Genomic DNA, 20,483 nt, shown 5'->3' with positions numbered 1-20,483 from the left:
TGACTCAGGCAAGTTCGATCCAGTGCTGCGCACGGGCAACCTCCATGAATTGCTCGATGTCGTCACCGAGTTCGGGTACGCCGGGGAACTGTCTGTCGAGTTCGGCGATGATCGCGGCGACATCCCGCTCACCGTCGATCAGGCCGCCGATCAGTGCGGCACTATCGTTGAGCTTGATCATGCCTTCCGGGTACAGCAGCACGTGGCCTTTCTGGGCAGGTTCGTACTGGAAGCGGTAGCCGGGACGCCAGTTCGGGGTCTTGCTGCGGTCGAAACTCATAAGGCGATTCCTTTATGCCAGACCCGTTGATCGGTGACGCTGTGATACGGCGGGCGGTTCAGTTCGTAGGCCATGCTCATGGCATCGAGCATGCTCCAAAGGATGTCCAGTTTGAACTGGAGAATTTCCAGCATGCGCTCCTGGCCTTCGCGCGTCTTGTAGTGCTCCAGCGTGATCGCCAGACCATGCTCGACATCGCGCCGGGCCTGACCGAGACGGGTGCGGAAATATTCGTAGCCGGCCGGGTCGATCCACGGGTAATGCTGCGGCCAGCTGTCGAGGCGCGACTGGTGGATCTGCGGCGCGAACAGTTCGGTCAACGAGCTGCTGGCGGCTTCCTGCCAACTGGCGCGGCGGGCGAAGTTGACGTAGGCGTCCACGGCAAAACGCACGCCGGGCAGCACCAGTTCCTGGGAGCGCAATTGATCCGGATCGAGGCCGACGGCCTGGCCGAGACGCAGCCAGGCTTCGATACCGCCGTCTTCGCCGGGGGCGCCGTCGTGGTCGAGCAGGCGCTGGATCCACTCGCGGCGGATTTCGCGATCCGGGCAGTTGGCGAGGATCGCCGCGTCTTTCAGGGGGATGTTCACCTGATAGTAGAAACGGTTGGCGACCCAGCCCTGGATCTGCTCGCGGGTAGCCCGGCCTTCATACATCGCCACGTGATACGGGTGATGGATGTGGTAGTAGGCGCCCTTGGCGCGCAGGGCCGCTTCGAATTCGGCGGGGGACAGCGGGGTATCGGTCATTGCAGTTCTCCGTGCCATTCGTTACAGGACGATGCTCATGCCGTCATACGCCACTTCAACATTGCGTCGCACCAGTTCCGCACGCTCCGGCGAGTCTTCGTCGAGAATCGGGTTGGTGTTGTTGATGTGGATAAGCACCTTGCGCTGCTCGGGAAGCTGTTGCAGTACTTCGAGCATGCCGCCGGGGCCGTTCTGCGCCAGGTGGCCCATTTCGCGACCGGTGCGGGTACCGACACCACGACGCTGCATTTCATCGTCGTCCCACATTGTCCCGTCCACCAGCACGCAGTCGCTGCCGGCCATGATTTCCAGCAACGGCGCGTCGACTTTGCCCAGGCCCGGGGCGTAGAACAGTTTGCCGCCGGTGCTGAGGTCTTCGACGATCAGGCCGATGTTGTCGCCCGGATGCGGGTCGAAGCGGTGCGGCGAGTAGGGCGGGGCAGCGCTGCGCAACGGCAGTGGGGTGAAGCGCAGGTTCGGGCAGGCGGCGACGGTGAAGCTCTGGTCGAGTTCGATGCGGTTCCAGTCCAGCCCGCCGTTCCAGTGCTTGAGCATGGTGAACAGCGGGAAACCGGTGCTCAGGTCTTCGTGGACCATGTCCGTGCACCAGACCTGATGCGGGCAGCCTTCGCGCAGGCTGAGCAGGCCGGTGGTGTGGTCGATCTGGCTGTCCATCAGGATGATCGCGCTGATGCCGGTATCGCGCAGGGCGCGGCCCGGTTGCATCGGGGCGAAGCTCTGGAGCTGCGCGCGGATGTCCGGCGAGGCATTGCACAGCACCCAGTTCACGCCGTCATCGGAAATCGCGATGGACGACTGGGTGCGGGCCTTGGCATTCAGGCTGCCGTCGCGAAAACCGGCGCAATTGACGCAGTTGCAGTTCCACTGCGGAAAGCCGCCACCGGCGGCCGAACCCAGAATCTGGACGAACATGAACGCTCCATCATTTCAACGCTGAAAATAAAACGCCCCGGCGAGCCGAGGCGTTGCACTGCAATTCTGACGAGGCAGAACTCAGCGGCTGGCGAAGTACATGGTGACTTCGAAGCCGATACGCAGGTCGGTGTAAGCAGGTTTGGTCCAAGCCATCGGGTGACTCCTTCTTCAGGTGGGTGAGATAGCGCTATCCATAGGTATAGTCCACGGCAGCGCTGAGATGTTCCAAATAGTTAGGTGGCTATGTTACTCAAAATTTCAGGGGGTTGGCCCGTGAATCTTTGAGAAAGCTCCTTGCAGCCCCGGTAATGATCATTTTGCCGCTTGCCATGGCGCGCCTGGCGCAGGGTCGCTGGACAGACCGTGCCAGCCGCCTTCGGCGAGGATCAGGCGTTGTGCGGCGGCCAGCAATGCCGGGCGGCCCAGTTGAGCGATGGCGCGAGGCAATTGCAGCAGATAATCCGACGAGTGGCCGGCGAGGCGGGCCTGCCACAGGAGCTCGGCCGCCTCTTTGCCGGACAGGACGCTGTCATCGAACTGATCGGCAAGCGTCTGGCGTTGCTGGTCGAGGCTGGCGTCATCGAGTTGTTCGATAACGGCCGGCAGGCCATCGAGAAACTGCTGAATGTGCTCGAGCAATTGCGCAGCGCTGGCCGTTGGCGATTGCACACCGAACAACAATCCGTTCCGGCCATGGATCTGACGCAACCCGCTGAACACCGCATAACCCAGTTGCAGCTCGACTCGCAGGCGTTGGTAGAACGGCGTCTGGCACAAGTGTGCAAGCAGGCGGCACGCGGCTTCGTCAGCGATTTCGTGGCTGGCGGTCGGGCAGAACAGCAACAAGGCGTGTTCGCTGGACGCACTTTCGATCTGGCGCCACAGGTAGCCGGCGTTGATTGCCGACGGTGCGGGCAATTGATTGTCCGGTGTGCCGGGGATGCGACTCAGGGCCAGGCCCATGGCGGATTGGGTCTGTGGGTTGAGGCCCAATGCCAAGCCATCCCAACGGGAAGTTGTCCACAGGTGCGCGGCATCATCGGATTCGCTCAATGCTGGCAGGCAGTGTTCGGACAATGTCTTGAGTAGTTGGCGAATTGGTATCAACGGTGGTTGCGGCTCTTCCTTTGCGGAATTGGCGCCCACTTGCGTCAGAGATTTCAGCGCATGCTCCAGCACAACAGGCAGCGTATCCTGCAGACCGGTCATTTTCAGTAGCCACTGATTCCCCGTGGTGCTGAACGACAACTCGACCCCGGCCTGACGTGCGTCGCCAGACACTTCCTGCAGACTGCGTTGCAGTTTCGCCTGCAGCTCGACCGTGGCCGCTGCTTTCGTTTGCCAGCGCACATAGACCGCGCCTACGTCGCTGTTATCCGGCAGCGCCTGACTGAACTGCATCGGCGAGCGTTCACGGCGGCTGCGCGAGCGATCCTGAGCAAACGTGCGCAGGCCCCGGTGAGCGCTGGTCTGGCCACGGATCAGGCCGGCGTTGGCCAGCGGTTCGGCTGTGCGCAGGAACGGGTTGGCGCTCGGCAGACGCCAATGGGGGCTGAAGTTATCCACAGTGCCGATTTTGCCGAGAACCGCTTTGAGCGCCGTAACGGCCGATTCGGAAAGGCCGCTTTCGAGTTGTTCGCTGTCGAGCCGCGCCAGTTGCAGTGCACCGCTGACTTGCTGCTGACGCTGAAGCAGTTCCGCGTATTCCGCACGCAATGACGGCCAGTCCTGCTGCGCTGCGAAGAAGCTCAGCCAGTCTAGAGATTGTGCACGGATGGCATCGAGTGACCCGGATGCCGCAGTGAATTGAAGGTGCAGCAAAGCCTGCCCGGCAAACTGATAGAGCAAAGACGCCTGTAACCCTTGCGCCAGACCCTGCTGCTGCAAATGCGCGAGCAACCCACCGGGTTTGGCGTTGTTCAACCAGTGACAGAGAAACGCCAGCGCTTCGGCCGATGACTTCGGCAGGTCTTCCAGTGCAAACAGCAGATTGCCGTGCCGCTCGCCAACCTGTTGATAACTTGCCTGTGGGTTATCCATCAAGCGAACGGGGGCTGCCTGTGCAGTTTTATCCCCAGGTGTCAGCACAGCGGCAAACTGCTCGGCCAGCGTTCGCAGCTCTTCAATGTTCTGCGGCCCGACCAGGCTCAGTGTCATCTGCCCGGTGCGATAAAACTGCTGGTGGAAGTCTTTCAACGCTTGCTGAAACTCCGCCTGCTCTACTGGCAGGCTGTCGCGGTTCCCGGCATGAAAGCCGCGCAACGGATGCGCTGCTGACAGCCCTTCGAACAGCGCTTCTTTCTGCTGAGCAGCGGTGTCCTGTGACCATGCGACAAACTCTGCCTGCAGCACTTCCCTTTCCCGCAATTGATCGTCCGGATTCATACGCGGATGGGCGAGCATGTCTGACAGACGCTCAAGCCCGTCGCTGAAGGACGCTGGCGGCAACTCAAAGAAGAAATCGGTGGTGCGCTCGCGAGTGCTGGCATTCACCTGGCCGCCGTGACCTTGTACGTAGGCCATCAGCCCTTGCTGTGCAGGAAAACGCTCGGTACCGAGGAACAGTAGATGCTCAAGGAAGTGCGCCAGTCCCGGCCATGCCAACGGCACATCATGACTGCCGGCAGCCACCCGCAACGCGGCGGCGCTGCGCTTCAGGCCGGGCACGTGACGCAGGGTTACACGCAAGCCGTTGGCCAGGGTTTCGGTGTGGGGACGGGGATGAGTCGGCGCAGACATGGGCACTTCCAGAACAGTGAAGTGCCAATGCTAGCGGATTAGCGCTTGTTGAGCGCGTCGTAAAGTTCGGGGCGGCGGTCGTTGAAGTAGCGGTTGGCGCTGCGGGAGTCGACCATCAACTGGCGATCCAGCTCACCGACGATCAAGGCTTCGTCCAGTCCGGCCTGGGCGATACGGCTGCCATCAGGCGCGGCAATGCTGCTTTGCCCGCAGTAATGGATGTCGCCTTCGTGGCCGCAGTAGTTGGCGTAAGCCACGTAGCACTGGTTTTCAAAGGCGCGGGAGCGCACCGAGACGTCGGCAATGAAATCGAAAGGAATCATGTTCGCTGTCGGCACCAGAATAAGCTCGGCACCTTCAAGGGCCAGGCGCCGCGCGTTTTCCGGGAACTCCAGGTCGTAGCAGATCAGGAAACCAAGCTTCCAGCCGTTGAGCTCGACGATGGGGAACTCGCCATCGCCGGGGCTGAACATCGAACGATCCAGATCACCAAACAGGTGCGTCTTGCGGTAATTGCACAGGCGCTCGCCGTTCGAGTCGATCAACTGTACGGCGTTGTAGATCTGCCCTTCGGCGGTACGCTCCGGGTAACCGTAGAGAATCGCCAGGCCGGCAGCCTTGGCGATCCGTCCGACTTGCTGCGCCCATTCACCGTTGTAGACCTCGGCCAATGTCGCGACCGCCTCCTTACCGATGTTGTAGCCGGTCAGGAACATCTCCGGCACCACCAGCAAATCGGCACCTTTGGCCTCCATCGCCAGTTGATGCAGGCGCTGGAGGTTGGCGGCCGGTTCCAGTGGCAGCGGTGGGCATTGGTAAAGGGCTACACGCATCGGGAATTCCTCTTACTCGGGCAGGGCGATCGGGCCGATGTCGTTGAACACATCACCCGGGCCGGGGTTCTCTTTATGTGTGGACCCGCCAAAGTGCTTCATGATTCCCCACACCGCGTTGAGCGATGTCTGCACCGCGCCCTCGACCCAGGCCGGCGTCCACGACACGTCATCGCCGGCGATGAAAATCCCGCGCTGCTCCGGCGGCATGTCGTCCTGCATGAAGTGCGCGTACATGCGCTGGTTGTAGCGATAGTGACCGGGCAGGGCACCCTTGAACGCACCGAGGAAATGCGGGTCGGCTTCCCACGACACGGTGATCGGATCGCCGATGATCCGCGCGGCGATGTCGACTTTCGGGTAGATCTTCTTCAACGCATCCAGCGCCAGTTTCACGCGTTTTTCCACTGGATGCGGGAGCATCTTCAGCGCGTCGCTCATCCATGAGTACGACAGGCAGATCACGCCCGGTTTATCGTCGCCGTTGTCGAACAGGTAGGTGCCACGGGTCAGGCGATCGGTGAGGGTCATGCTCATCAGGTCGCGGCCGGTTTCCGGGTCCTTGTCCTTCCAGAACGGGCGGTCGACCATCACGAAGGTCTTCGACGATTGCATGTAGCGCGTACGGTCGAGGGCCATCCACATCTTTTGCGAGAACAGGGTTTCGTCGCATTCGATCTGGGTGGTCAGCAGCCAGCTCTGGCAGGTGGTCAGTACGGCGGCGTATTCGCGAGTGTCGCCGTTGTTGTCGGTAACCGCGAAACGTCCGTCAGGCGCGTGGGCGATTTTCTTCACTCCGGAGCGCGGCGCGCCATGGTGCAGCGATTTCAGGCTGGTGCCTTGCGGCCAGTGTACGCAGCGCTCCGGCGCATGACGCCAGATGCCTTGCGGCACTTGTTCCACACCGCCGACCACCAGGTGCTGATGATCGTCGCAGTTGGTCATCACCACGCGGAAGATTTCCAGCATCGAGTTGGGGAAGTCCGAGTCCCAGCCGCCGGTACCGAAACCGACCTGGCCGAACACTTCGCGGTGATGGAACGACAGCTTGGCGAAGGCTTTCGACGTGGCGACGAAGTCGTAGAACGTGCGGTCGTCCCACAGCGGCACCAATGTGTTCCACAGTTCCTTGAGGCGTGGCACGTCACGGTCGCGGATGGCTTGCTGGATGTCGGCGAACTGCGAGCCGGCCTCCAGAGCATCGGCCCAGGCGTCCGCTACTTCCTGGAACAGTGCAGGAAGATCCTTCAGGCTCTGTGCGTAATGGGTTTTGCCTTCCAGGTCGATCACGGTGCTGCCGGAGGCTGGCGTCAGCGGGTTGGGGAAGGGCTTGGTCTCCAGACCGAGTTTGTCGACGTAGTGATAGAACGCGGTGGAGGACACCGGGAAACGCATGCCACCAAGCTCGGCGACGATGCCGTCAGTGCCGTTGAAGGCCTGGGAACGCAGACGGCCGCCAAGCTTCGAGGCCTCGTAGACGACGGGTTTCAGGCCGAGTTTCATCAGCTCGTAAGCGGCCACCAGACCTGCGATGCCGGCGCCAACAATCGCCACTTCGGCACCGTGGTTGTGCTCGGGAATGCTGCCCAGACCGGCGGGGTGTTCGATCCAGTCGTCGAAGGCGAACGGAAAGTCCGGTCCGAAAATGGTGATCGGTTTTTTACCGTCTGCAGGATGGCGATTGTTCTTGTTCATGGCTGACCTTGCTGGCGACCCGACGCCGGATGCGCGTCTGAGTATAGGAAAAGATGCCAGCCATTCTAGGGAGCGTAGAACACGTTAATAAGACGCAAAGTGTCGTCGTTTTGAGCGTTGATGCTGCAATCTGACGAATGTAATGATCAGACTGGATGTCCGCGATCAATCTTGCTGCTGAGGATGATCGAGGTCGTGGTCTTCTCGACGCCGTCTACGCTGCCGATCTGATCCAGAAGTTGATCGAGCTGTTCCGGCGAATCGGTTCGCAGCCACGCCACATAATCGAATTCGCCACTCACCGCGCACAATTGCTGCACCTGGGCCATCGCACTCAACCGGCGCAACACCTCTTTGCCGGAGCGCGGCTGCACCTTGATCCCGACATACGCCTGCAACCCGCCATCCACCACGCGTTGGCCCAGGCGCACGCCGTAGCCGGTGATGACTTTGGCCTTTTCCAGCCGCGCCAGTCGCGAAGTCACGGTCGTACGGGCGATCCCCAGTTGCCGGGCCAGCATCGCCACGCTCTCGCGGGCGTTGATTTGCAGGGCAGCGATCAACTGGCGGTCGATTTCATCGAGCACGGGTGGGCGGATGTCGGGCAAGGGACTTCTCCACGCAGGTACGAAAAAGCCGCACATAAGCGCGGCTTTTTCATGTTTGGTGGGCCCACACGGACTTGAACCGTGGACCAAAGGATTATGAGTCCTCTGCTCTAACCAACTGAGCTATAGGCCCTCAGTAGGCCGCGGATTATAGCGACGGTTTCTCGGCTGTGCTATCCGAAAAATCTGATACGGCTATGCGAAGAAACGTCGCGGCGAATTCCTCGGGTGGCAGCGGCAGGCTGACGATGTAGCCCTGGATCTGCTCGCAGCCTTCGGCGGCGAGGAATTGTTGTTGGGCCTGGGTTTCCACGCCTTCTGCGATCACGGTGAATTGCATGCTGCGGCCCAGGGCAATGATGGCGCGGACAATCGCCGCGTCGTGGGGGTCGTCGGGCAGGCCGCGGACAAAAGACTGGTCGATCTTGAGGATGTCCAGCGGCAGGCGCTTGAGGTAACTCAGCGAGGAATAACCGGTGCCGAAGTCGTCGATGGCCAGTTGCACGCCGAGGTGTTTGAGTTGGTGCAACACGGCCAGCGCCTCTTCGGCCTGGCTCATGATGAAGTTTTCGGTAATTTCCAGTTGCAGTAAATCCGGCCTGAGGCGGTTGTCTTTGAGCAGTTGTTCGATGCGCCCCAACAGGTTCGGCTGGCGCAATTGTGCGCCGGCGAGGTTGACCGAGAGCGGGCCCAGGGATTCGTATATCTGGCCCCACTCAAACATCTGCCGGCACGCGGTTTCCAGCACCCAGTCGCCGATTTGCAGAATCATCCCGTTCTCTTCCGCCAGTGGAATGAAATGCTCCGGAGGCACCTCGCCGAAGGTCGGGTGGCGCCAGCGGATCAGGGCTTCGGCCCCGACCAGGCTGTGATCGTCGAGGCTGATTTTCGGTTGGTAGTAGAGGTACAGCTCTTCGCGCTCGATGGCCCGGCGCAGTTCATGCTCCAGCGCCACTCGTTCACTGGCCTGGGCAGTGAGGTCGCGGGTGTAGCTTTCGACACGGTTGCGGCCCTTGGCCTTGGAACGGTACATCGCCGCGTCGGCGTTCTTGATCAGGGTGGCGACGTCGCAACCGTCACGCGGGTAGAGGCTGGTGCCGATGCTGGCACTGATAAAAAACTCGTGTTCGCCAGCCTGAAACGGTGCGCCGAAACAGTTCAGCAGTTTGGTGGCAATGTTGTCGGCATCTCCGGCCTGTTGCAGCCCCGGCAGCAGGATGATGAATTCGTCGCCACCCAGTCGCGCCACGGTATCGATATCGCGTAACTGTTCCTTGAGGCGTACGGCGATGCCCTTGAGCAGCAAATCGCCAACCGGATGGCCGAGGCTGTCGTTGATGTGTTTGAAGCGATCGAGGTCGAGGAACAGCACCGCGCCCAGACCGCCGTTTTCTTGCTGACCGTTCAACGCCGTCAGCAGACGGCTTTCGAACAGTGTGCGATTCGGCAGGCCGGTCAGCGGATCATGGTGGGCCTGGTAATCGAGTTTGGCCTGGGCGTGCTTGAGGCTGGAGATATCGGCAAACACCGCGACGAAGTGGGTAATGAACCGGTCGCGGTTGCGCACGGCACTGATGGTCAGCCAGCTCGGGTACAGCTCGCCATTTTTGCGCCGGTTGGAAATTTCGCCCTGCCAGTGGCCTTCGTCCGTCAATTGATGCCACATCGCTGCATAGAATGCGCTGTCGTGCAGGCCGGAAGCCAGCAGGCGCGGGGTATGGCCGAGCGCCTCGCTTTCGCTGTATCCGGTTATTTCGGTAAAGGCGCGGTTCACGGCACTGATGTGCTGTTGCGTATCGGTGATCAAGACACCTTCGGCGGTGCTCTCGAACACCGTTGCGGCCTGTTGCAGTTTTTCCTGCATCAGGTGGCGTTCGGTGATGTCCCGGGCGATGGTCAGCATGCAGTCTTCTTCACCGATCGGCAGCGGACGGCTGGACACTTCGCAGAGGCGGATTTGCCCGTCGCTGCGGCGGATGTGGCAGGTGAAGTCGCGAACGAAACCGTCACGGTGCAGCAGGTCGAGCATCTGTTTGCGTTCGTTGAGATTGACCCAGATCCCCAGATCCAGTGCCGAACGGTCCACCGACATGGCGCTGTTGAAACCGGTGATGCGGCTGAAACCTTCGTTGACCTCCAGCAGCAGGCCATCGCTCTGACGCGACAAGAGCAGGCCGTCCGGCGAGGCGTGGAAGGCCTTGGCGAACTTTTCTTCGGAGGTTTGCAACTGCTGTTGGGTTTCCTTGAGTTGGGTAATGTCGCGCACCACCACGACCAGCGCCGGTGTGGTGTCGAGTTCGAACGGTTCGGCGGAAATCAGCCCGGTGAACACCTGGCCGTTGCTGCGACGAAAGGGCATCTCCAGGTTGCGTATGCTGCCAGCCTGCAAGCGTTGCAGCAGGCCGGGGCCAACCCCGGGAATGCCCCAGATATTGAGTTCGGTAGCGGTCTGGCCGATGACGTCTTCGGCTTTGAGCCCGATCTGTTCTTCAAAGGCTTCGTTGACCTCCAGCAGACAGCCGTCGGACAGCCGCGCGATCACCAGAATGTCCGGGCATTGCTGGAACACCGAGGCGAATTTCTGCTCCGACAGGCGCAGGGCTTCTTCGGTACGTTTGGTTTCACTGATATCGATCATCAAGCCGCGCATCACCGGCTCGTGGCCGTGCTCGATGAGGCTGACGATGTCGCGCACCCACAGGCACCGGCCATCAGCGGTGATCACCCGATAGTCGAGGCTGTGATCGCGCCCGGCGAGGACTTCGTGATCGCAGAAGCTCTGGGCGCGGGTCAGGTCGGCGGGATGGATGATGTTGCGCCAGAAGCCCGGAATCAGCCAGTGCGACAGTGGATAACCCAGCAGGTCTTCGGCGTGGGGCGACACGTAGCTGTAGGTGAAGTCGCTGATTCGTGCTTCCCAGGCAATGGCCGACAGGCTCTCTACCAGCCCGCGATAGTGGTACTCGCTGCTGCGCAGTTCCTGTTCGAGGTCGATGCGTCGGGCGATTTCCGAGCTCAAGCGGCGGTTGATGCGGATCACCACTGCCAGGATGATCACCAGCAACAGCAGGCCTGGCAGGCCATAGACCAGCAGATCCGACCAGAATGTCCGATGATCGAGGACGTTGCCCACCCAGTGTTCCTGGATGCTGCTGATCTGCTCCGGGGACATGTCGGCCAGGACTTTGTCCAGAATGCCCACCAGCATTTTGCTGTCGCGGGGAACCCCCATTGCCAGTTGATATCGATAAGGGGTTTCGCCGCTGACATACAGCCCGTCGAGCTTGAGCTGGCGCAGGCTCCAGACACTGGAGGCGAGATCGCCGACCACTGCGTCCACCTCATCGGTCGCCAGGGCCTGCAACGCCGAACTGACATTGGGCATGGCCACCAGATTCAGATCGGGATGATGGGTGCGCAACAGTTCATGGGGTGCATAGTTTTCGACAACGGCGATCTTCAGCCCGTACAGATCCTCGATCTTGCGCGGTTGCGGCCCGCCGACGTGGGCGAGGATGACGATCGGAAAGTCCAGGTAAGGGCGGGTGAAGGCCAGGTAATTCTGGCGTTCGGGGGTGGACATGATGCCCGGCAGCAGATCGATCGTGCCGTTTTTGGCCTGTTCGAGCACGGCTGTCCAGCTCGAGGGCTCTATGGGGGTAAGTTTGATGGCCAGACGCTGGCGGATCACGTCGATATAGTCCGCCGCCAGGCCCTGATAGCGGTTCTGGTCATCGCGAAACTCGAATGGCGGCCACGACGCATCGACACCCAGGCGCAAGTCCGGGTGAGCCGCCAGCCAGCTACGTTCTTCGTCGGTCAGAGTCAGCGCGTCAGCCGTTGCGGTCCAGATCATCAGTGACAGCAAAAAAAGCACGGACGCCAGTCTGGGCATAACGGTCTCGTTATGGCTCGGGGGAATGTTTCGAGTGTAGACGGGCTGTGCGCGGGGGAGGGTGGTGCGAGGCATTTAATCTGCCCGATAAAACAAAACCCCCGGCCTGGGCCGGGGGTTCTGGTATCACTCGTCGAGGAACGAACGCAAGTGTTCGCTTCGCGTCGGGTGGCGCAGCTTGCGCAGCGCCTTGGCTTCGATCTGACGGATCCGCTCACGGGTCACGTCAAACTGTTTGCCGACTTCTTCGAGCGTATGGTCGGTGTTCATGTCGATACCGAAACGCATGCGCAGTACCTTGGCTTCACGGGCAGTGAGGCCGGACAGCACTTCGCGAGTCGCTTCTTTCAGGCTCTCGACAGTGGCGACATCGATTGGCGACTGCATGGTCGAGTCTTCGATGAAATCACCCAGATGAGAGTCTTCGTCATCACCGATCGGGGTTTCCATGGAGATCGGCTCTTTGGCGATCTTCAACACCTTGCGGATCTTGTCCTCAGGCATTTCCATGCGCTCACCCAGCTCTTCCGGGGTCGGTTCGCGACCCATTTCCTGTAACATCTGGCGGGAAATGCGGTTGAGCTTGTTGATCGTCTCGATCATGTGCACCGGAATACGGATGGTGCGGGCCTGGTCGGCGATCGAGCGAGTGATCGCCTGACGGATCCACCAGGTGGCATAGGTCGAGAACTTGTAACCACGACGGTATTCGAACTTGTCCACCGCTTTCATCAGACCGATGTTGCCTTCCTGGATCAGGTCGAGGAATTGCAGGCCACGGTTGGTGTACTTCTTGGCGATGGAGATCACCAGACGCAGGTTCGCTTCAACCATCTCTTTCTTCGCGCGGCGGGCTTTCGCCTCACCGATCGACATGCGACGGTTGATGTCCTTGATCTCGGCGATGGTCAGACCGGTCTCGGTTTCCAGCGCGGTCAGCTTCTGCTGGCAACGGATGATGTCCGGTTGCACGCGACCGATGGCTTCGGCGTACTTGCTCTTGCCTTTGGCCAAGGCGTCGGACCAGCTTTCATCGACTTCGTTGCCCGGGAACTGGCGCAGGAAATCGGCACGCGGCATGCGTGCATCACGTACGCACAGCTGCATGATCGCGCGCTCTTGCTGACGCAGACGATCCAGGGCACTGCGAACACGCTCGACCAGGGCTTCGAATTGCTTCGGCACCAGTTTGATCGGCATGAACAGATCAGCCAGGGCCAGCAACTCGGCAACTGCTGCCTTGTTGTGACGACCGTGCTTTTTCAGGGCCTTGCGGGTGATTTCCATCTGGTCGGCCACGGCGCCGAAGCGCTGGGCAGCAATGACCGGATCAGGACCGCTTTCGGCTTCTTCTTCGTCATCGGAAGCTTCGGCGTCATCGTCCTCGGAATCGTCGTCCGCTTTCGCGGCTTTCGCGTCGATCGGCGGTGGCACTTCGGCAGCCGGCGGCGTAATGCCGTCGTCCGGGTCGATGTAACCGCTCAGGACGTCGGACAGGCGACCGCCTTCGGTGGTGACCCGAGTGTACTCGGAGAGAATATGGTCAACCGTGCCGGGGAAGTGCGCGATTGCGCTCATCACCTCACGGATGCCCTCTTCGATACGCTTGGCGATTTCGATTTCGCCTTCACGAGTCAGAAGCTCGACCGTACCCATTTCACGCATGTACATGCGCACTGGGTCAGTGGTGCGACCGATATCGGTCTCGACCGCTGCCAACGCGGCGGCTGCTTCTTCCGCAGCGGCCTCGTCGGTATCGGCGTCGGCCAACATAAGGGCGTCCGCATCCGGAGCACTCTCGTGTACGGGGATCCCCATGTCGTTAATCATGCGGATGATGTCTTCCACCTGCTCCGGATCTGAAATATCCTCGGGCAGGTGGTCGTTGACCTCGGCGTAAGTCAGATACTTCTGCTCACGACCCAGTTTGATCAACTCAATAATACGAGACTGCTGTTGCGCTTTTCCGGACATAACACCCTATCCACTGAAGGTCTTGGCGGGCAAAAAACAAGCCGAGGATTATACCTGAGCTATGACCTCACGCGCCAGTTGAGGTCGGGTTTGATGCAGGAACATCCCGTTTGAGCAATTCGAGCAGCAAAGATTTTTCTTCGGTGCTCAGATCGCTTTGACGTGATTTCCTGAGAAGTTGTTCCAGCTTTCGCTCGCGCTGGCGGGCTGACAAGCTAGTTATGGTGTCGAAAAACTGTTGTTCAAGGTTTTCTCCGTTGATCAACCACTCCTTTTCTGCCAGGCGGGTCAGCAATCGACCTTGTTCGGTGCCATGCCATCGCGAGATCAACTGAAAAGAGTTTAGCTGAGGATTCTTTTGCACGGCTTCCAGTGAGGCCACCAGCAGCTGGGTATTGGTATTGTCTTCGTCCGCAAAATGGCTGGCCGTCTCGACCTTCAGCGCCAGTTGCGGGTGATGGATCACGGTTCGCAGGGCGGCCATGATCGGTGGCTCGACGGGAGCCGGCACTCTAGGGGTGCGCGGTTGATCGCGATCACCGCCACGCTTGCCGTTCTTGTCCCAGGGCTTTTTATCCCATTTCTTGCCGCCGGCACCGGGTTTCTTCGGCGTCCATTCCTGCTGCGGCACATACATGTCCTGTGCCTGCGGCTGATGGTAGTCGCTGAAGTCCGGCATCGCGTCGTAATCGATGCCGGGGTCGTAGGCGGGCGGCGCTTCCTGCGGTGTGCTCTGGGCCAACTGACTGACGGTCTCGCTGCTCAGACCGGTGATCTCGGTCAGGCGCTGGCGCATCAGGATTCGCAGGTTGGCCCCTGGCACTTTATCGATCAGCGGCGCGGCAAGCGTCGCCATGTGCGCCTTGCCTTCGAGCGAGCGAGGGTCGGCTTCTTCGGTCAGTTGCTGGAAGAAATAGTCTGCCAGTGGCTGCGCGTGTTGATTGATCCGTGCACGGAAGGCGTCGGTGCCTTCGGCGCGGATCAAGGTATCCGGGTCTTCGCCTTCGGGGAGGAACAGGAAGCGTGCGCGGCGACCGTCCTGCAGGCTGCTCAGCGTGGCTTCCAGTGCACGCCATGCGGCGTTGCGGCCGGCCTGGTCGCCGTCAAAGCAGAACAGCACGTTCGGTACGACCCGAAAAAGGCGCTTCAGATGCTCTTCGCTGGTAGCTGTGCCCAGGGTCGCGACGGCGTTTCGCAGGCCTTGCTGGGCCAGGGCGATGACGTCCATGTAGCCCTCGACGACAATGATTTCGTCGAGGTTGCGGTTGTTCTTGCGGGCTTCATAGAGGCCGTAGAGTTCCTGACCTTTATGGAATACCGGGGTTTCCGGTGAGTTCAGGTATTTCGGCTTGTCGTCGCCGAGGACCCGACCGCCGAAGGCGATAATGCGCCCGCGAGTATCGCGGATCGGAAACATCACGCGATCGCGGAAGCGGTCATAGCGCTTGCCGGTTTCGGCGTTCTCGATCAGCAGGCCGGCGTCGATCATGGCTTTCTGCTGCAGGGTGTCGCTGCTCAGGTGCTTGAACAGATTATCCCAGCCTGGCGGGGCGAAGCCGAGGCCGAAGTCCCGAGCAATTTCACCCGTCAGGCCGCGACCCTTGAGGTAATCCACGGCAGCCTTGCGTGCCGGGTGGCTCTTGAGCGCCTGGCGGTAAAAGTCCGCAGCGGCAGTCAGCAGTGGATAAAGCGGCGAATCGGTCGGCTGTCGCGGTTTGTGCGAGCGGCCACCTTCTTCGCGGGGCACTTCCATGCCGGCGGCTTTGGCCAGGTCTTCGACTGCCTGGGGGAAGTCCAGGTTGTCGTGGTCCATGAGAAAACCGAGCGCGTTACCGCCGGCGCCGCAACCGAAGCAGTAATAGAACTGCTTGTCGGGGCTCACGCTGAACGACGGGGTTTTCTCTTTATGGAACGGGCAGCAGGCGGTGTAGTTCTTGCCAGCCTTCTTCAGTTGCACGCGCGAGCTGACCACATCGACGATGTCGGTGCGGTTCAGCAGGTCGTCAATGAAGCTCTGGGGAATCAGCCCGGCCATGGCGTTCTCGTCGTCTGCGCTGTAATGAGTCCGATGCGAAGGGCGGCCGGACACGGGTCATGCTTGAAAGCGCACGAAGAGTGCGGCTCGACCGGTGTCGTCTGCGTAATCGCTGTCGGGAAGTGTATCTGCCGAAAATCCACTGACGTTAGTACCTATCAGTCTTCGACTTTATGAAAGTGTTGCGCTGAATCCGCTGACGGCCGGTTGAGGGCCTCGGATAGCTCATGAAGCGGGCACGCAAGCAGGTGCCTTGGGCTGATCGTCGTAAGAGGAATCAGTGGGTGTGCTCGTCAGTAGCCTTGAAAGGCTCGTCAGAAAAGACGTGCACCGCTGGCAAAAGAGCCAGGCCTGACGCGGTGAAGCGGATTTGTCTCGGTCGCGTGTGCGGCTTCGACGGTGAAGCATCAAGCGTTTTACGCAAATGCCATTAGCCCGGCTGAGGGCCGGGCTTGGCAGAAGCTTGCTACGATCGTCTGTGTATTAGTACAGACGAACGGCGCGGCGCTGTTCGCGCTGAACTTTCTTGGCGTGACGCTTAACAGCGGCTGCTGCCTTGCGCTTACGCTCGGAAGTTGGCTTCTCGTAAAATTCGCGGCTACGAACTTCAGCCAGTACACCGGCTTTTTCGCAGGAGCGCTTGAAACGACGCAGAGCTACGTCGAAGGGTTCGTTCTCTTTAACTTTGACGGCTGGCATCCAGAGCTACCTTCATTCATTACCGGGGTCAACATCCTCGCGGCAAAAGAGCACTTGAAGACGTCGGTTTTTAAGGGTTGCGGATGTTAACCCCTCAACGCTCGGAATGCAAAGCCTCTGATCGAAAACCGCTGGTCGGGGCATCCAGTGGCGACTATTATGCGCGCCTTCGAATTCAGCCTAAACAAGGCGCAAACCCATGCTAGTACTGGGATTAGAAACTTCCTGCGACGAAACCGGCGTCGCTTTATACGACAGCGAGCGCGGTCTGCTGGCTGACGCACTGTTCAGCCAGATCGACCTGCACCGCATCTACGGCGGTGTGGTGCCGGAGCTCGCCTCCCGCGATCACGTCAAGCGCATGCTGCCCTTGATCCGTCAGGTGCTGGCCGAGGCTGACTGCGTGCCGACCGAGATCGACGCCATCGCCTACACCGCAGGTCCTGGCCTGGTGGGGGCTTTGTTGGTCGGGGCTTCCTGCGCCCAGGCGCTGGCGTTTGCCTGGGGCATTCCGGCCCTCGGTGTGCATCACATGGAAGGTCACTTGCTGGCGCCGATGCTGGAGCCAAAACCGCCGGAGTTTCCGTTCGTCGCTTTGTTGGTCTCCGGTGGTCATACGCAGCTGGTTCAGGTCGATGGCATCGGCCAATACAGCCTGCTGGGCGAAACCCTTGATGACGCCGCAGGCGAAGCCTTCGACAAGACTGCGAAGATGATGGGCCTCAATTATCCGGGTGGGCCGGAAATCGCCAAGCTGGCAGAGAAGGGTGCCGCAGGACGTTTCACCTTCCCGCGTCCGATGTGCGATCGCCCGGGCCTGGATTTCAGCTTCAGCGGCTTGAAGACCTTTGCCCTTAACACCTGGCAGCAGTGCGTCAGCGCCGGGGACGACAGCGAGCAAGCCCGTTGCGACATCGCGCTGGCGTTCCAGCAGGCTGTGGTGGAGACTTTGACCATCAAGTGCAAGCGCGCGTTGAAGCAGGCCGGCATGAAGCGTCTGGTGATCGCCGGTGGCGTCAGCGCCAACAAGGCATTGCGGGTTTCTCTGGAAAAAATGCTCGGCGACATGAAGGGCGATGTGTTCTATGCCCGTCCCGAATTCTGCACCGACAACGGCGCGATGATTGCGTTTGCCGGTTGCCAGCGTCTGCAGGCCGGCCAGCAGGAAAGCCTGGCCATCAGCGTGCAGGCACGCTGGCCGATGGAGCAGTTGTCGGCGCTGTGATGAGCGGTGCTCACGTACGGTATTTAAAAATGCCGTTCGCGCCCGGCAAACAGGTCGCGTAGATTGCCCCGGTGGCGCCAGACGATCAGCAGCGTCAGCGTGCTCATCGGCAATAGTGCTTCCGGCTCCTGCCAGGCCAGCAATGGCAGGGTCAGGGGTGTGGCAATCAATGCTGCCAGTGAGCTGGTGCGGGTCAGGTAGAACGTCAGCAGCCAGGCGCACACCGCCAGCAATGCGGCGGGTGGATACAGACCCAGCAGCATGCCGGCCGCCGTGGCGACGCCCTTGCCGCCGCGGAAACGGAAGTACAGCGGGAACAGGTGACCGATCACGGCGCAGACGCCGATCCATGCCTGATCCTGCAGCGAAAGGCCTGCCGCCGAGGCGATCAGCACCGGCAGCAGGCCTTTGCACAGATCACCCAGCAGGGTCAGGATCGCGAGTTTGCGACCGGCCAGGCGCAGCATGTTGGTGGCACCGGCATTACCCGAGCCACTCATTCGCGGATCCGGATTTCCGGTCAGGCGGCTGAGCAAAATGGCGAAGGACAGCGAGCCGAGCAGGTAGGCGAGAATCGCCAGTAACCAAAACATGCTAACTATTCCGGGCGAGGACGCCCTGATTCTAACGGCGCATTGCGCCCTTGTCGTGCAGCGGAGAGAAGTGCTTGGACAGAGTGTTTATCGAGGGCCTGGAAGTCGACACCGTGATCGGTGCCTACGACTGGGAGCGCGGCATCCGACAGTGTCTGCGTCTTGATCTGAGCTTCGCCTGGGACAATCGTCCGGCAGCCGCCGGTGACGACCTGACCCTGGCACTCGATTACGCCAGTGTTTCCACACGGATCCAGGCCTTTGCCGAGCAGGCACGGTTCCAGCTGGTCGAGACCTTCGCCGAGCGTCTGGTCGAAGTGCTGATGGCCGAATTCAAGATCACCTGGGTGCGCCTGAAGCTGACCAAGCCTGGCGCGGTCCCGGCCGCCAAGGGTGGCGTGGGTGTGGAGATCGAGCGCGGATGTCGCTGACTCAGGTCTACCTCGGGCTCGGTAGCAATATCGAGCGCGAAACTCATTTGCGTGCAGGCCTGGATGCCTTGGCCGGTTTTCTGGTGGATATCCGCTGTTCGGCGGTGTTCGAAAGCCAGCCGGTGGGGATCAAGAGCGGCCCGTTCTTCAATTTCGTGGTGTCGGCCTACACCGATCTGCCGCTGATGGAGCTGGATCGACGGCTGAAATTCATCGAGGCGGATAACGGCCGTTATGCCCCGGATCGCAAGGGATTGCCGCTGGATATCGACGTCTTGCTGTACGGTGAGCTGGCAGGCAATTTCGACGGGCTGATCCTGCCTCGGGCCGAGATTCTGAAAAATGCCTTCGTGTTGTGGCCGTTGTCGCTGATCGCGCCGGATCGGGTACATCCAGGTGTGGGAAAAAGCTTTGCCACGCTGTGGTCCGAGGCGCAGATCGATCAGGTGCTGGCACCGGTCGGGTTTGAATGGCGCGGTATTCAGCTCACGCCTCCAGATCTGTTGAACTGACTGACGCCATCGCGACCGGTTCGCGATGGCGTCAGGTGTTCTCAGGACGACGCTGATTCCTTGTAAGCCTTCAACGCCTTGAGCCGTTCACGCTTGAGCGCTTCGCCCAGTTCCGGGCCCTTGAATCCTTTCTCCAGCAGCGGCTGTACCGCAACGCCCCGAGCAGCGCTGGCGGCACCGCGCAGGTAATCGGCCTGTGGATAACTGCGCTGCTCAAGTCCTTTGCGACCTCGGGCATCCATCTCGCATGCGACGATAAACTCTTCGAAACGCTGCGGCCGGCGATAAACATCAAAGCTCTGCAGCAATTCCAGCAAGGTCGACGCCTTCAGTTCCAGGGCGCGATGGCCGTGGGTGTGATACTGGCCGACCAGCAAGGCCAGTTCCTGACAGTCCTTCGGTACCTTGAAGCGCTCGTTGACCGCTTTGATCAGCTTCAGGCCCTTGTGCTCGTGGGCAATGTGCCGCGGCCATTCCTCTTCCGGGGTCAGGCCCTTGCCGAGATCATGCAGCAGGCAGGCCCAGCGCACCGTCAATGGTTGCTGGTGCAGGGCGGCTTGCTCAAGCACGCTCAGTGTGTGAATGCCGCTGTCGATTTCCGGATGATGGACTTCCGGTTGCGGTACGCCGAACAGGGCGTCGACCTCCGGCATCAGCACTTTCAGTGCGCCACAGTCACGCAGTACCTGAATGAACACCTGCGGCTGACTTTCCATCAGTGCGCGGGAAATCTCTTTCCAGCTGCGTTCGGCGGTCAGGGCCTCCAGTTCACCGGATTCGCTGAGCTGGCGCATCAACTCAAGGGTCTCGGGTGCAACCTTGAAACCGAGTTCTGCGTAACGAGCCGCGAAGCGGGCAACACGCAGGACCCGCAATGGATCTTCGGCGAACGCGGGGGAAACGTGACGCAGGATCCGGTCTTCGAGATCGCGCTGGCCGTGATAGGGATCCGTCAGGTTTTGCTGGTCGTCCTCGGCCATGGCGTTGATCGTGAGGTCGCGACGGATCAGGTCTTCTTCAAGCGTGACCTCGGGGCTGGCGTGAAAAGTGAATCCGCCATAACCGCGACCGCTCTTGCGTTCGGTGCGGGCGAGAGCGTACTCCTCGCCGCTTTTCGGGTGAAGAAACACAGGGAAATCCGCACCGACCGGGCGAAACCCTTTGGCGAGCATTTCTTCTGCGGTGGCGCCGACCACCACCCAATCGATATCGGTGACCGGTTTGCCCAGCAGGCGATCACGTACTGCACCGCCGACCTTGTAAATCTGCATAAAAAACC

Annotated in this window: 17 protein-coding genes and 1 tRNA gene; 3 read left to right on the top strand and 15 right to left on the bottom strand. The window is 60.6% G+C overall.

Going from position 1 to position 20,483, the window contains the following annotated elements:
- Positions 1 to 4 precede the first annotated feature (4 nt).
- The 13 genes from pqqD to rpsU all read right to left on the bottom strand — a co-directional run bounded on the left by pqqD (position 5) and on the right by rpsU (position 16,443).
- The gene (gene pqqD / locus CAG02_RS04855; protein ID WP_085709203.1) at positions 5 to 280 is read right to left on the bottom strand and encodes a pyrroloquinoline quinone biosynthesis peptide chaperone PqqD; all 276 of its coding nucleotides are present in this window, start codon (positions 278 to 280) and stop codon (positions 5 to 7) included.
- Positions 277 to 1,029 carry a pyrroloquinoline-quinone synthase PqqC gene (gene pqqC / locus CAG02_RS04850; protein WP_011336228.1) on the bottom strand — a complete coding sequence of 251 codons (753 nt, stop codon included), beginning with the start codon at positions 1,027 to 1,029 and terminating at the stop codon, positions 277 to 279. The genes pqqD and pqqC overlap by 4 nt, the downstream gene beginning before the upstream one ends.
- 21 nt (positions 1,030 to 1,050) lie before the next feature.
- Positions 1,051 to 1,962: a pyrroloquinoline quinone biosynthesis protein PqqB gene (pqqB, locus tag CAG02_RS04845; RefSeq protein WP_085709204.1), complete on the bottom strand. Its 912-nt coding sequence runs from the start codon at positions 1,960 to 1,962 to the stop codon at positions 1,051 to 1,053.
- A gap of 81 nt (positions 1,963 to 2,043) precedes the next feature.
- Complete coding sequence (pqqA, locus tag CAG02_RS04840; RefSeq protein WP_003444522.1) at positions 2,044 to 2,118, bottom strand: pyrroloquinoline quinone precursor peptide PqqA; 75 nt, start codon at positions 2,116 to 2,118, stop codon at positions 2,044 to 2,046.
- A 159-nt stretch (positions 2,119 to 2,277) separates the two neighbouring features.
- Positions 2,278 to 4,704, bottom strand: a complete 2,427-nt coding sequence (pqqF, locus tag CAG02_RS04835; RefSeq protein WP_085709205.1) for a pyrroloquinoline quinone biosynthesis protein PqqF — start codon at positions 4,702 to 4,704, stop codon at positions 2,278 to 2,280.
- Between the two features lie 38 nt (positions 4,705 to 4,742).
- Positions 4,743 to 5,537 carry a carbon-nitrogen hydrolase family protein gene (locus CAG02_RS04830; RefSeq protein WP_007959880.1) on the bottom strand — a complete coding sequence of 265 codons (795 nt, stop codon included), beginning with the start codon at positions 5,535 to 5,537 and terminating at the stop codon, positions 4,743 to 4,745.
- A 12-nt stretch (positions 5,538 to 5,549) separates the two neighbouring features.
- Entirely contained in the window at positions 5,550 to 7,232 is a 1,683-nt protein-coding gene (locus CAG02_RS04825; RefSeq protein ID WP_085709206.1) for an NAD(P)/FAD-dependent oxidoreductase, read from the bottom strand.
- Between the two features lie 146 nt (positions 7,233 to 7,378).
- Positions 7,379 to 7,840 (bottom strand): Lrp/AsnC family transcriptional regulator, encoded by a 462-nt coding sequence (locus CAG02_RS04820; protein WP_007959884.1) that lies wholly within the window; start codon positions 7,838 to 7,840, stop codon positions 7,379 to 7,381.
- 56 nt (positions 7,841 to 7,896) lie between these two features.
- Positions 7,897 to 7,973, bottom strand: a tRNA-Ile gene (locus tag CAG02_RS04815).
- Between the two features lie 15 nt (positions 7,974 to 7,988).
- On the bottom strand, positions 7,989 to 11,735 hold the full coding sequence (locus tag CAG02_RS04810) for a bifunctional diguanylate cyclase/phosphodiesterase (protein WP_085709207.1): 3,747 nt from the start codon (positions 11,733 to 11,735) through the stop codon (positions 7,989 to 7,991).
- Positions 11,736 to 11,861: 126 nt separating this feature from the next.
- Positions 11,862 to 13,709: an RNA polymerase sigma factor RpoD gene (gene rpoD / locus CAG02_RS04805; RefSeq protein WP_085709208.1), complete on the bottom strand. Its 1,848-nt coding sequence runs from the start codon at positions 13,707 to 13,709 to the stop codon at positions 11,862 to 11,864.
- A gap of 67 nt (positions 13,710 to 13,776) precedes the next feature.
- Entirely contained in the window at positions 13,777 to 15,744 is a 1,968-nt protein-coding gene (gene dnaG / locus CAG02_RS04800; protein ID WP_085709209.1) for a DNA primase, read from the bottom strand.
- Positions 15,745 to 16,227: 483 nt separating this feature from the next.
- Positions 16,228 to 16,443: a 30S ribosomal protein S21 gene (gene rpsU / locus CAG02_RS04795; RefSeq protein ID WP_002551877.1), complete on the bottom strand. Its 216-nt coding sequence runs from the start codon at positions 16,441 to 16,443 to the stop codon at positions 16,228 to 16,230.
- Positions 16,444 to 16,642: 199 nt separating this feature from the next.
- On the opposite strand from rpsU, the gene tsaD reads away from it, so the two are divergent.
- Positions 16,643 to 17,668, top strand: a complete 1,026-nt coding sequence (gene tsaD / locus CAG02_RS04790) for a tRNA (adenosine(37)-N6)-threonylcarbamoyltransferase complex transferase subunit TsaD (RefSeq protein ID WP_085709210.1) — start codon at positions 16,643 to 16,645, stop codon at positions 17,666 to 17,668.
- Positions 17,669 to 17,691: 23 nt separating this feature from the next.
- Here the strand turns inward: tsaD and plsY are convergent, their stop codons facing one another.
- Positions 17,692 to 18,261, bottom strand: a complete 570-nt coding sequence (gene plsY, locus CAG02_RS04785) for a glycerol-3-phosphate 1-O-acyltransferase PlsY (protein WP_085709211.1) — start codon at positions 18,259 to 18,261, stop codon at positions 17,692 to 17,694.
- A gap of 74 nt (positions 18,262 to 18,335) precedes the next feature.
- Between plsY and folB the strand changes: the two genes are divergently transcribed.
- Complete coding sequence (folB, locus tag CAG02_RS04780) at positions 18,336 to 18,692, top strand: dihydroneopterin aldolase (protein ID WP_085709212.1); 357 nt, start codon at positions 18,336 to 18,338, stop codon at positions 18,690 to 18,692.
- Positions 18,683 to 19,204 carry a 2-amino-4-hydroxy-6-hydroxymethyldihydropteridine diphosphokinase gene (folK, locus tag CAG02_RS04775; RefSeq protein WP_085709213.1) on the top strand — a complete coding sequence of 174 codons (522 nt, stop codon included), beginning with the start codon at positions 18,683 to 18,685 and terminating at the stop codon, positions 19,202 to 19,204. The genes folB and folK overlap by 10 nt, the downstream gene beginning before the upstream one ends.
- Before the next feature lie 41 nt (positions 19,205 to 19,245).
- Here the strand turns inward: folK and CAG02_RS04770 are convergent, their stop codons facing one another.
- Positions 19,246 to 20,475 carry a multifunctional CCA addition/repair protein gene (locus CAG02_RS04770; RefSeq protein ID WP_085709214.1) on the bottom strand — a complete coding sequence of 410 codons (1,230 nt, stop codon included), beginning with the start codon at positions 20,473 to 20,475 and terminating at the stop codon, positions 19,246 to 19,248.
- Positions 20,476 to 20,483: the final 8 nt, after the last annotated feature.

The organism is Pseudomonas sp. R43(2017), assembly GCF_002112345.1.
In the GTDB taxonomy this organism is placed as follows: Bacteria; Pseudomonadota; Gammaproteobacteria; order Pseudomonadales; family Pseudomonadaceae; genus Aquipseudomonas; species Aquipseudomonas kribbensis.
This window is presented reverse-complemented; position numbering and strand designations above follow the sequence as displayed.